Origin of the sequence: Affinirhizobium lemnae (genome assembly GCF_022968395.1) — a bacterium.
Taxonomy (GTDB): domain Bacteria; phylum Pseudomonadota; class Alphaproteobacteria; order Rhizobiales; family Rhizobiaceae; genus Neorhizobium; species Neorhizobium lemnae.
This window is the reverse complement of record NZ_JALJQZ010000004.1, coordinates 1-12,260: the sequence shown is the minus strand read 5'-3', so window position 1 is coordinate 12,260 and position 12,260 is coordinate 1. Positions and strand designations below refer to the sequence as shown.

8 protein-coding genes and 1 pseudogene are annotated in these 12,260 nt (G+C 56.7%); 3 read left to right on the top strand and 6 right to left on the bottom strand.

Annotation, left to right across the window (positions count from 1 at the left end):
* Position 1: 1 nt before the first annotated feature.
* The 3 genes from MUU53_RS03735 to MUU53_RS03725 are packed head-to-tail and all read right to left on the bottom strand — an operon-like array spanning position 2 to position 4,253.
* Complete coding sequence (locus tag MUU53_RS03735; protein ID WP_247259674.1) at positions 2–1,114, bottom strand: glycosyltransferase family 4 protein; 1,113 nt, start codon at positions 1,112–1,114, stop codon at positions 2–4.
* Entirely contained in the window at positions 1,111–3,150 is a 2,040-nt protein-coding gene (locus MUU53_RS03730) for an NAD-dependent epimerase/dehydratase family protein (protein WP_247259673.1), read from the bottom strand. Before MUU53_RS03730 ends, MUU53_RS03735 begins: the two co-directional genes overlap by 4 nt.
* Positions 3,147–4,253, bottom strand: a complete 1,107-nt coding sequence (locus MUU53_RS03725) for an NAD-dependent epimerase/dehydratase family protein (RefSeq protein WP_247259672.1) — start codon at positions 4,251–4,253, stop codon at positions 3,147–3,149. Before MUU53_RS03725 ends, MUU53_RS03730 begins: the two co-directional genes overlap by 4 nt.
* A 247-nt stretch (positions 4,254–4,500) precedes the next feature.
* On the opposite strand from MUU53_RS03725, the gene MUU53_RS03720 reads away from it, so the two are divergent.
* The 3 genes and pseudogenes from MUU53_RS03720 to MUU53_RS03710 form a co-directional block, all read left to right on the top strand.
* Entirely contained in the window at positions 4,501–5,490 is a 990-nt protein-coding gene (locus MUU53_RS03720) for an MDR/zinc-dependent alcohol dehydrogenase-like family protein (RefSeq protein WP_247259671.1), read from the top strand.
* Entirely contained in the window at positions 5,487–6,515 is a 1,029-nt protein-coding gene (locus MUU53_RS03715; protein ID WP_247259670.1) for a Gfo/Idh/MocA family protein, read from the top strand. Before MUU53_RS03720 ends, MUU53_RS03715 begins: the two co-directional genes overlap by 4 nt.
* A 593-nt stretch (positions 6,516–7,108) precedes the next feature.
* Positions 7,109–7,873 (top strand): annotated as a pseudogene (locus tag MUU53_RS03710) (alcohol dehydrogenase catalytic domain-containing protein); the annotation flags it as partial.
* 462 nt (positions 7,874–8,335) lie between these two features.
* On the opposite strand, the gene MUU53_RS03705 reads toward MUU53_RS03710, so the two are convergent.
* From MUU53_RS03705 to MUU53_RS03695, 3 genes are all read right to left on the bottom strand, one after another.
* Entirely contained in the window at positions 8,336–8,848 is a 513-nt protein-coding gene (locus MUU53_RS03705; RefSeq protein ID WP_247259668.1) for a ferritin-like domain-containing protein, read from the bottom strand.
* Between the two features lie 415 nt (positions 8,849–9,263).
* Positions 9,264–10,673: a pilus assembly protein TadG-related protein gene (locus MUU53_RS03700; RefSeq protein ID WP_247259667.1), complete on the bottom strand. Its 1,410-nt coding sequence runs from the start codon at positions 10,671–10,673 to the stop codon at positions 9,264–9,266.
* Positions 10,674–10,876: 203 nt separating this feature from the next.
* Positions 10,877–11,887 (bottom strand): IS30 family transposase, encoded by a 1,011-nt coding sequence (locus MUU53_RS03695; protein WP_247259666.1) that lies wholly within the window; start codon positions 11,885–11,887, stop codon positions 10,877–10,879.
* Positions 11,888–12,260 lie beyond the last annotated feature (373 nt).

Sequence of the window (12,260 nt, the reverse complement as noted above, 5' to 3'; positions counted from 1 at the left end):
TTTACTCCGCAGCAGAAAGCTCAGATTTTTGTCGCAGCAGGGATGTGTAGAAACCCGCCATGGCTTCGGCTTGAGACGAAAGATCGAAGCGTTTCGCGCGCTCCGCAGCCTTGTCAGCCAGTTGTGTCCGCAGATCGTTATCCTCGCAGAGGCGATTGATCCCGGCTGCCCAGGCCTCGGGGTTTCCAGGGTCTGCGAAAAGGGCAGCTTCACTCCACAGTTCGCGGTAAGTCGGGATGTCCGCCAGCACCAGCGCGCTATGGGCGCGAGCCGCTTCAAGCGCCGCGAGCCCGAACGGCTCGTATAGGGATGGTGAGGCGAAGATGGACGAGCGACGCATCAGCGCCATGACATCCGCATGCGATAGCGCGCCGAGGTGTTGGGCATGGCGGATCGGCAGCGTCTGGCCGTCTGGACCGGTGTTCGGTCCTGCGATCATGATTGGCCAGGCAGTCAAAGCTGCGGCCTCATCAAGCGTCTGCCCGTTCTTGCCGTCGTCCCACCAGCGGGCAGCGGCACAGACGATCCTGTCCTTTATCTGGGAGGTCTCTTGCGACCGGCTGGCATTATAGACCACATGCAGCCTGTCCATTGCGCCATAGGCGTTCTCGAGCATCGTGGCATGGCTTCTGCTCGGCGCAAGCGCGACGTCAGCGCGCATGAGGCCGCAGCGGTTGATCTTGTGGTGCCACTGCCAGTCCAGTGGTACCGCCTCGCAACGGACGCCGGCAAACCAGGTGACCACGCAGGAATGCGACATGACGATAACCGGCAACTTCGTCTCGATTGCAGCCGCCTGGGAAGGTAGGTTCAGATGGAGCAAATCCACCGCCTCCGCATGCGCCAGGTTTGCGATGGCAGGCCCGACAAGGGAGAGATCGTCTTCGCTCTTTACCATCCAGTCCAGCGGTGCCAGGAGCCAGTGCAAACGTCCAAGCTCTGACGCTTCTTTCTCCTGATGCACAGAGGGTTGAGGGCCGAGCCCGACGAACAGGAACTCATAGCCTTGCGGCCGCAGGCTTGCAGCCAGATCCATCGCATACCGCCAGACGCCGCCCACCGCGTCGATCGTCATGAGGATTCGGATGGGGGACGATCGCTTCGGCATCATCATGCCGAAACCTTCCGCATTTCCGGCCGGAGCACCGAGCGTCCGCCAAAGCGGGTATCGGCCAGCCACTCTGCGAGGTGCTGGAGGCCCTTGCGCCAGTGAATGCTGGCCTGCCAGCCGAGCCGGCTCTCCAGTGACCGGGTATCTGCCACGAAGAAATATTGGTCGCCAGCGCGCCAGTCGCCAAACTGCGTGTTCAGCGGTTGGCCCGTGAGTTTCTCGATCTCGTGTAATACGCTGAGAACGCTGACCGAATTCCGGGGGCCGCCACCAAGGTTGAACGCCTGTCCCTTGACCTGATGAATCGCAGAGAGCAGCCGACGATAGGCCGATACGGCATCGTCCACATGCAGAATGTCGCGCACCTGCTTGCCGTCGCCATAGATCGAGATTTCCTCGCCAGCCAGCGCCCTAATAAGGAAATGCGCCACCCAGCCCTGATCTTCCGTACCAAACTGGCGGGGTCCGTAGATGCAGCTCATGCGCAGGACCGCCGTCGGCATGTCATAGGACTTCGCGTAATCCAGCACGTATTGATCCGCGACGCCTTTGGAGCAACCATAAGGAGTGCAGAAGTTGATCGGACGGGTTTCACCTATTCCATGTGCACGGATCGCTTCATCGGCAGGAACATACCGGTCGGCCAGTTCCAGAATCTCCACGTCTTCCAAGGCGCCATAAACCTTGTTGGTGCTGGCTAAGATGACCGGCGCGCGCTTGCCCGCCCGGCGAACCGATTCAAGAACATTGATCGTGCCGCGTGCATTTGCGTCGAAGTCGTCTATCGGATGCACGAGGCTGGTCGTTACCGCCGTCTGCGCCGCCAGATGGAAGACTGCCTTCGCGTCGGTGAAAGCCGCCTCTATGCCTCGCAAGTCGCGAATGTCGGCGAGCACGGGATGAACACGATCGCCGTGGCGCTGTGTGAGCCAACCGAGGTTCTGATCGACGCCCGGACGGCCCAGATTATCCAGGATGACGACATCTTCGCCGTCCTTGAGGAAGCTGTCGGCGAGGTTGGACCCGATGAAGCCGCTGCCACCCGTAATGAGGATTGGTGCGGCGCCCGTGGAAAGGTTAGGTGTTGCAAGCCTGGCCACGTCTTCCACACGGTGTACGCCACCTTCCAGCAACAGTCGGGCCAGCAACTTCGGCTGATTGTCATAGGTCACTGCGCCCAGGTGATAGTGCCGCGGATCGAACCACAAACCTTCCTGGACAGGCACATCCGGCGCTACATCCTGCCACGAATACCAGTACATCCTGTCTGCTGGAACATTGAGCGCCCTCATGAAGCGGCGCGCCTGTTCCATATCATCGCTGCGCCAGGTGGAGTAGCCCGTTTCGGTGATCCAGATTTCGGATGCGGGATTGAAGCGGTCCAGGATCCGGCGCATTTCGCCCAGATGCATGTCCCAGCCGCCCCAGGTTCCTTCTTCGCTGTCCCAGGTGCCGGGGAAACCATGGAAGCCAACAGCGTCGACGACGTTGAGTACGCCACGCTCACCCATCATGTTCAACCAATAGGGATCGAACGGGCAAGGTCCACCGAGTACCGGTTTGAAGCCGCGCTGCTTGGCCCAATAGGCGGCGCCTCCGACCATTTCGGAAAACAGCAGGAAATCCGCATCTTCGCGCCAATCCCAATCCAGCAGATTGTTCGGCTCGTTCCACAGTTCCACATGCGTGAAATGCTTGCCGTAGCGGGTCAGCACGTGATCCAGAAAGTCTGCGTAGGACTTCAGGTCCTGCGGCGGTCCGTTGACCCGGCCTGTCCGGGACAGCGACGGCGGAGTGTAATGAAGGCACGGCAGCAGCTCGATCTGGCTGCCAAGCCGTGGCATCAGCCAGTCAAACCATTCCTCGCCGCCGGGAGCAAGGTATTCGGCCCAGGAGAGATGTGTGCGCAGATAACTGGCACCGCTGGCGATGATCTGCGGCAGCAGGCGCTCCGTCCTTTCGTATTCGCCTGGACGGAACCATTCGACAAAACCATACTGGCGAGGCTTCCGGACAGTGGTTGATTGGGGCTCCGTCATGATACGAGCCCCCGCTCTTCCAGTTGCCGCTTCATCTCCGCGCCACGGTCGATTGCGCCGGTGCTGCGAACCCACTCGGCAAACGGCCCGAGCGAATTCTCCAGTCGATGCTGGGGCTCAAAGCCCAGCAACTCATGCGCTTTCGAAATATCCGCAAAGCAATTGCGGATATCGCCTGAGCGCGCCTTGTTCATAATGTCGGGAGATATCTCCGGCACCCCCATGGCCTCCGCCAGAAAGGCGGCAACCTCGGCAATCGTGTAGGCTTGGCCGCTGCCAATGTTAATGACATGGCCGCTGGCAGCGGGCTTTTCTATGGCGAGACGAAAGCCGCGCGCGACATCGCGCACGTGGACAAAATCCCGGCGCTGCCGGCCGTCTTCGAAAATCATCGGTGGTTGCCCGTTGGAAAGCCGTGACGCGAAGTTGGCAAGAACACCGGTATAGGGGTTCGAAAGGGCTTGGCCAGCGCCGAAGACGTTGAAGAGGCGAAGCGCGACGGCTTCCACGCCGTACGCCTGTCCAAAGATCAGCACCTGTTTTTCCTGCGCATATTTCGTCAGGGCATAGATCGAGGCGAGGTCGACAGGCTTTTCCTCGTCGGTCGGAACAGGAACGAGTTCTTCGCCATGGGGACCGGTTGCCGCCCACTGTCCAGCTTTGATCTGGTCAGCACTCCGACGCACCAGATCGAGCGGGCGTCCATCGCGTGTCTGGTAGCGCCCCTCGCCATAGACGCTCATGGATGATGCGACGACGATGCGTCTGATCTTTTTGCCAATCATGGCTTCGAGAAGAACGGCGGTGCCGAGATCATTTCCACCAACGTAACGAGCGATCTCGTACATCGACTGACCAACCCCGACTTCAGCAGCAAGATGGATTACGGCGTCAACGCCCGTGAGAGCCTGCTCTACGACAACCTTGTCTCTCACATCTCCCCGGATCACTTCGGCCGCCGGTGCCACCGCTGCCTCCGCGTCGCCATGCACCTGCTCGATCAAAGCATCCAGGATACGGACCTCGTAACCCTGATCGAGAAGTTCTTCCGTGACATGCCGACCAATAAAGCCGCATCCGCCGGTCACAAGAATCTTGGCCATGAGGCCTCCCTGGTTCGTAAGCTCAGCTTGAAATCGGTGCTCGAACCTGAAGGGACAGCGAAAGTTCCTTCATCATTTACATCAGTGACATCTGTGACTTCTTCAATGTCATCCGGAACTCCCGATGGGTTATGAAGTTCGGCACCCGATGTGTTCACGATCATGGCGGAGCGGCAGTCCCGCCTTAGCTGGGGTCGCTGCCTCTCCCCGCTGATCAAGTTTCTTTTGTATTCCAAGGAGTTGACGAATGGATGTGTCCAACCGGGGAGCTGCCGGGCAGCGTTCCGCCGTAATCATTCCCAAAGCAGGCAAGACGCAACTCTTGAACTTGGCACTTGAAGAACCGGGATTTGAACAGGTGCGGGTACGCCTTGAGGGGTGCGGCGTCTGCGCCTCGAACCTAACGCCTTGGGCAGGACCGGAGTGGATGCAGTTTCCCACGGAGCCGGGCGGTCTTGGCCACGAAGGCTGGGGACGGATTGACGGGTTGGGTCCGGGTGTCGACGGATTGAGCATCGGCGACCGGGTTGCTGTCCTGAGCTACCATGCATACGCGACCCACGACTATGCTCCGGCGAACATGGTGGTCCCGCTTCCGTCCGTGCTAGACGGCATACCATTTCCGGGGGAACCGCTTGGTTGTGCGATGAACATCTTCAAGCGCTCCGGCATCCGTGCCGGAGAGACGGTCGCGATCATCGGGATCGGTTTTCTGGGCGCTTTGCTGACGCAACTCGCGACCAAAGCGGGAGCCCGCGTCATTGCCATCTCCCGGCGCGATGCCTCGCTGCAAACAGCAAAGCGGATGGGTGCTGCCGAAACGATCGTGATGGATGATCATTGGCGCATCATTGAAGACGTCAAAGCGCTCACGAACGGTCGCTTCTGCGACCGGGTGATAGAGGCGGTCGGTCAGCAATGGCCGCTCGACCTGGCTGGCGAGCTGGCCATGGAGCGTGGACGCCTCATTATAGCTGGCTACCATCAGGACGGTCCCCGTCAGGTCAACATGCAGCTTTGGAACTGGCGTGGCCTTGACGTCGTGAATGCGCATGAGCGGGATCCTGCCATCTACATCCAGGGGATCCGTGATGCGATCGACGCAGTCGTTGACGGACGTCTCGATCCCTCCTCATTGTACACACACCGCTATCCTTTGGCTCAGCTTGACCAAGCCCTGAACGACACACGCGACCGTCCCGGCAACTTCATCAAGGCACTGGTGGTAAATTCATGAATTCGATCATGATGAAGAACGATGTGGAGGCCATCGGCCGCCCGGCACGGGTCGGTTACCTGGGAGTTGGCTGGATCGGCCGCCATCGCATGGAGGCCATGCTCGCCACCGGACTTGTGGAAGCCGTCGCGATTGTCGACCCCTCTTCTGAAATGCGGGAGGCAGCAATGAAGGCAGCGCCTCGGGCCAAGGTGCTGTCAGACTTTAACGAGCTGTTGGCAGAGGATCTCGATGGGGTGGTCATCGCGACACCCAGCGCCCAACATGCGCAACAAACCATTCAAGCCCTCAATGCCGGGGTGGCGGTTTTCTGCCAGAAGCCGTTGGGCCGCACGGCTCGGGAGGTTAGAGCCGTGCTCGAGGCCGCGAGACAGACAGACCGCATCATCGGGGTAGACCTTTCCTACCGGCAGACCGAAGCGATGCAAAGCATCAAGGCGTTGCTGCAGGCGCAGCATCTGGGTCAGGTCAGCGCTGTAGACCTGACGTTTCACAATGCCTACGGCCCGGACAAGCCCTGGTTCTATGACAAGGCGCTCTCTGGCGGCGGATGTGTCATAGATCTCGGCGTCCACCTGATCGATCTTGCTCTTTGGGCACTTGATTTCCCTCAGGTCATCGGCGTGACGAGCAACCTGTTTGCACAGGGACGGCCCTTATCCAGCACACCGGAAGAGGTGGAGGACTACGCGATTGCGACACTGGTTCTGGCAACCGGCACAGTCGTCCGGTTGGCCTGCTCCTGGCGTTTGAACGCCGGGCAAGACTGCATCATCGACGCAACCTTCTATGGCACTGCGGGCGGGGCGGCCATGCGTAACATCGGGGGGTCTTTCTATGACTTTGTCGCCCACCGCTTCTCCGGGACCGTTACAGAGCAGCTCGCGGGTCCACCAGACGAATGGGGAGGACGTGCGGCAACGGCGTGGGCGAGGCAGCTCGTCAGAAACGGGAAATTTGATACTGAGGCCGAAAATCTCGTTTGTGTCGCTGAAGTGATCGATCGGATCTATGCCGGCGCCTAGAGCGAGAACTTGGGTGGAGAGAAAAATTGCAGACGTCTTAAACCCGCGGAACTTGTCCACCATCATCTTGGTTCTCGAGCGGCAAACGACACGAGGCTCCGATGCAGAAGCAGAGGTTTCAACTGGGAAAAAAGACGCCGACGCGAGCGACTGATCTGGTGCTGAGGAGTGGTCTGCCACAGTGGGTTGTCCGGGTCCTGAGGCAAAGTGGCATCAAGAGAATGAGCGTCATTGCCTCTCTCTCTGACGAGCAGCTTTTGAAGATCCCCGGGGTTGGTCGCCAGTCGCTAAAGCTCATTCGAGACGAAATCAGGCGAACGACTGACTCGACGAAGCAGAGCTCGAGGCAATGTTGACCATCTCGCGGTGGGTACTGAACCCGACCGCCACAATCAGTCAGACGTTCGCCACGCTTCGGAGTTCTAGAGCGGGGATTGGAACTAAGTCCTGTTTCTCTGGTTCACGACCTGCCGATTTACGGGAAGGCGCTATCGAATGATTGGTTACACAATCGGCATACCGGCCACGGTTCTTTCTTTGACCGAGCATATCCGAGCGGCAGGCCCGCATCCTGACCCCAAAAGGAGAATATCATGAAAGCTCTCTGTTGGCATGGCAAAGGCGACATTCGTTGCGATAGCGTTCCTGATCCACAGATCGAGGATGGTCGCGATGTGATCATCAAGATGTCCGCCTGCGCAATATGCGGATCAGACCTGCATCTGATGGACGGCTATATTCCCTTCATGGAAAAAGGCGACATCCTTGGCCATGAGTTCATGGGCGAGGTTGTCGAGGTTGGTGGTGATAACCAGAAGCTCAAGGTCGGCAATCGCGTTGTGGTCCCCTTTACGATTTGCTGCGGCGAATGCTCTCAGTGTCTGAAGGGCAACTGGTCGGTTTGCGAAAGGTCCAACCGTACGGCTGAGAATGCCACCAAGGCCTTTGGCTATCCCACCGCTGGCCTGTTCGGTTACTCGCACCTGACAGGGGCTTACGCCGGTGGCCAGGCAGAATACGTGCGCGTGCCTTATGCAGATGTTTCACCCATCATCATTCCCAATGGTATCTCGGATGAACAAGCTCTGTTCCTTGGGGATATTTTCCCGACCGGATGGATGGCGGCGGCCAATTGCGAGATCGAACCGACCGATATCGTTGCGATCTGGGGGTGCGGCCCGGTGGGTCAATTCTGCATAAAAAGTGCCTTCATGCAGGGTGCCGCGCGTGTGATCGCGATTGACAACGTGCCCGAACGATTGGCTCTGGCCGCTGAAGCTGGCGCAGAGACTATCAATTTCGACCAAGTCGATGGTACTATTCCTGACCACATCAAAGACATGACCGCAGGTCATGGTGCCGACAAATGCATAGACGCAGTAGGGGCAGAGTCGCACGCGACCGCTTCATTTGACGCAATCGTCGACAAGATTAAGGCAGCGACATTGCTGGGAACCGATCGTCCGCATGTTCTTAGAACCGCGATCATGGCGTGCCGCCCTGGCGGCATCGTTTCCGTTCCTGGTGTTTATGGCGGCTTCCTGGACAAGATTCCGTTCGGAGCAGCGATGAACAAAGGGCTGACGATCAGAACCGGCCAGACACATGTAAACCGTTACTCTCTCAATCTCCTGCGTCGTATCGAGGAAGGCGAGATTGATCCGAGCTTTATCATAACCCATCGCGCAACTCTCGATCGCGGTCCGGAACTCTACGAGACGTTCCGCGACAAGAAAGACAACTGCATCAAGGTTGTTTTGACTGCCTGAGGTAGATGTCGATGAGGCGCGAAGAGTTCGACCCGCAAGCTTGATCTGCTATCAGACTTTGGCGGATGCCCCGGCTTCCTTGAGGCTGGCGAACTTAATCGTTGTTGGTCTCAGGTTCTGCTCGAGCCAGTCCGCCATGGCGATCTCTTCATCAAGATTGGCCTTCAGGGGAGGGACAAGGGCCGCGAAATCGCCGAGTTCGGCGATCGTGATCAAAGATTTGTATGCCGCGATCTCAAAGTTTTCGAACGCAAAATTCGCCATACTGTTTTTGAGGATTTCATCGCCAGCGACGGTATGCCCCAGTGCTGCCATCGCTCCCGTGACAGATAAGGTTGCGTCCTTCAGCGCAGATTTTTCTTCTGCGAGGGATGTCAGAATTTCCTCCAGACGGCTGATCTGTCCCTCCGTCTCTCTGATATGTTCTTGGAGCTTGGCTGCAATATCAGGGTAATTTTCGATCCGCTCGACCTGGGGTTTCATGATGGCAAGAGCCTGGCTCTCCATAGCGCGGGCATTCTTCAGTCCGGTTACAAAGATCTCGCGTGTCTTGCTGTTCGACATCCGTTTTCTCCTCATTTGGAGCCGAGCTAACTTGAGCCGATGCCGAAAGTTCCCGTGATGGCAGGACCAGGAAGGCGGCCGAACCTGTTACACGACTGCTTGACGAGGGCCGGAACTATGCCCTTGTACCTGGTTAAAGATAAAGATGACCAACATATGCGGAGGATGTCATAAATAGAGTTGGAGATGATACAAGGATCGGTACGCACGTCCATCGCAGGGAGACTGCAAAGCAACTCTGAGTTCGATTCCGATGTTTGCGGCCGCGACACATAGCAAAGGCGCATAGCTACCCGACGACAGTCAAGGGAAGGATTCGAGCAAGGAGATGATCAATTCATTCCCCATCAAATTTCGAACGCAGATTTCTTGACACGTAGCAACGACACAGAAAAATGACTGCTCATCATGCCAATTATTTTGTTAATCTCAATTTCATAGCCGTGACGATATCTTTCGATATACTCGCATAAATCTGCTTGATGCTCGCCGTCGATGCGCTGAGCGCATAGCTGGAACTGCTGGCGCATTTGCGCAAGTTGCTCGTATCCGCATCAGGGCTGTAGGATACCGTATAAATCGTGATTCCCGCACTTTTGATCGATGCGCAGGTCTTCAGAAACGCATCCAGAGCGATGTCGTTACAACTGTCAGTTCTATCATTATAGCAGATCCAATCGAGTTTGTCGGCTTCAGTCGGGCCGTACTTCACGTTCATCTGCCCGTCAGTCATGAAGACGAGAATTTTCTTCGTATTGCCGCCGTAGTCTACCGGCGCGATTCCATCCCAGGCCGACCGCCATTTGGGCGACAGCGTATACCAACCACCGACGATGCCGACATCCAGCCTCGTAGAGCCCTGCGATGTCATGTTCGAGATAACACCCTGGAGATAATTAATGTCACTAGTCAGAGGTGTAATCGGAGGAGGGCAGAAGCTTTTGCCCGATCCATCATTACTATCCATCGGAACAAAGGGTTTCGTTTGCGGTGGATTATCGCCCAGACTGGCAGAACTGACAGAGCCGGAATCCTTCATCTCAACATCAGCGCGAGGCTCGATGCAGCCCATCCAGTAATAATTACTCGATGTCTTTGCGAGATTTGTCGTGCCGTCCAGCCACTTCGAAATCGTCGCCGTCTTATGGACCGACAAAGGGTTGGTCCAGCGTGCCGGTACAGCAGGATCCCCACCGTAAGCTTTAAGCCAATCCGTCCTCTCCATTCCGACACTTATCCTGCTCGAAAACGGAACGATGGAGATCTTGGCTTTTCCATTATTGGGAAATGCTGCCAGAAAGCTTTTCACGGCTTCTTGCATAGGGGCAAAACGACCCTCCTCGATCATCGAACTCGAAACATCGAGGACGAGCGCAATCTCAACATTGCTTGAAGTCGAACCAATCACGGCACAACTCACAACAGATACCGCCGTAGACCGGATTCCGACGATCTGCATCAGCGTAGCACCCACGTCGCTTGCGACATCGATGCAAAGTGATCCACCGTCCGCAGAAAGATAGGGGGCTCGAAGCAACCGCATCGATACGTCGCTTCCTGTAACCAAATAGCTGCTCGCAATGCTTGAAAGTTGCTCGCTCTGTGTTACGCCGCTGGTGTACTTGGCAGCGGCAGCAAGGGCCGCGGCGTCCGCCAACGTCTGCGCCTGCGTCTGACGGTCCCGAGCATTGCTGATATCGACCGCCAGGCCCGCCGCGGCGATAACCGGTACCGCTACGAGAGCGGAAAGAACGCCGAAGTTTCCATTTGAGCACTTCAATATATTAGAAGCAATAAAAAAGAATTTTTTGCAATAACTAAGCAAACTATTCTCCGCTACCTACTTTATTTCGATCTTATCAGAAACAGTATCACGAATTATTTAAATGATTACCAAGCGGGCTTATTTACATTTATCAAAATTGTATATTAAACTGTTCTTATAAATAGAAATTTGGAAAGACAAATTTTTTGCATGTACACCGATGGTGTGCTGGTTCCAGCTTGAATGCAACGCCAATTCGAAAGCTATACGCATTGCCTTTCCAGAGCCAATAGATGTCTGCTGAACATCTCCCTTGGCGTTTGAAATCGCAAGCACTTGCGCGGCGTGTCATTCAGCCTGTCACACAAGGAACGGATCTCCTGATTGCTGACATCCAGCACGATCGTTTCCGGCGGAAGGTATCGTCGAACACGCTTGTTTGTGTTCTCGACTGTGCCCTTCTGCCATGGAGCCTGGGGATCGCAGAACCAGGCAGTTGTTCCCATGCCGTGCTCGAGCTCGCGCCATGATACGAAACCCAAACCTCGATCGAATGTCAGGCTTTGCCTGGCTTGGTCGGGTAGGGGTGCCAGATGCCGGATCAACTGGCTCATGATCGGTTTCGAGCGCCGGTCATTGTTATGAAAAAGCAGAGTGTAACGGCTCTTGCGCTCCACGACAGTGGCGATGTTTGCGGCGCCATGCTCCTTTCTGAAGATCATCAAATCCGCTTCCCAGTGACCGAACTCACTTCGGGAATTGATGATGTCAGGTCTGTTGCGAATAGCGCATTCCATTGGAAAGACGAGGCTTCTAGGTTTGCGTGCATATCTCGGTCGTCGTCTGCGGCGGCGCTCAGGCAGATGTCGGCCCAACTGCTGATCCGGGCCTTCCTGGGAATAGACATACTGGTAGATTGTCTCATGGCTCAGCCGGGTGGCAACACCACCGGCAAGCCGCAGCCGCCCGGAAATCTGTTCCGGCGACCAGCCATCCTTCAAGCGATCTATCACGGCGGCACACAGACCGGGGTCGCGCAGCAGCTTGCGGTATTTGCGCCGCCGGTCGACCGCCATCCCATGTGCAGTGACGTGCCAGTATCCGCTGGCAATCGGAACCTCTTGATCATGCCAGAAATTGCGCCGCAATTCCCGACAGATCGTTGAGCGGTCGCGGCGAAGGGCGCGCGCGATCTTAGCCTGACTGATCTTCTTCTCATGCATCCGCGCGATGATGCGGCGTTCATCCAAACTCAACTGCGCGAAACAGGACATCCTTGAACCCACCCCGGCTACAGATCAAGATCAGATAGTCAGATTTATGGAACCGTCATCTTCGAATAACACGTGCAAACTTTCTTCTAATTTTGGGCTTGTGGGGTTCATTTTGAATTGATGACTACGGCGGCGAGATAGAAAAACATCGTTTTGCCGGTTCATTGCCGACAATGATCACCGCGAGACCTGACCTGCGATGAACTGACGTCTCGAGCGATGTTGCTGCTGAGGCTATGGCCTCGATCACCGATGCGACGGCGGCCTTTCCATCGATAATGATGGTCATGCGTCACCCCATTCGCTCTGAGGCGTAAGAGCCCGGGCTTGGAGGGAAAACGATGGTGCGGTTGCCGTTAATGAAGGTGCGGTG

Coding starts and splice junctions, on each gene's coding strand:
- MUU53_RS03725 (WP_247259672.1), bottom strand. CDS start 4,253: ATGGCCAAGATTCTTGTGACCGGCGGATGCGGCTTTATTGGTCGGCAT.
- MUU53_RS03720 (WP_247259671.1), top strand. CDS start 4,501: ATGGATGTGTCCAACCGGGGAGCTGCCGGGCAGCGTTCCGCCGTAATC.
- MUU53_RS03695 (WP_247259666.1), bottom strand. CDS start 11,887: ATGTCCTGTTTCGCGCAGTTGAGTTTGGATGAACGCCGCATCATCGCG.
- MUU53_RS03730 (WP_247259673.1), bottom strand. CDS start 3,150: ATGACGGAGCCCCAATCAACCACTGTCCGGAAGCCTCGCCAGTATGGT.
- MUU53_RS03705 (WP_247259668.1), bottom strand. CDS start 8,848: ATGTCGAACAGCAAGACACGCGAGATCTTTGTAACCGGACTGAAGAAT.
- MUU53_RS03715 (WP_247259670.1), top strand. CDS start 5,487: ATGAATTCGATCATGATGAAGAACGATGTGGAGGCCATCGGCCGCCCG.
- MUU53_RS03735 (WP_247259674.1), bottom strand. CDS start 1,114: ATGATGATGCCGAAGCGATCGTCCCCCATCCGAATCCTCATGACGATC.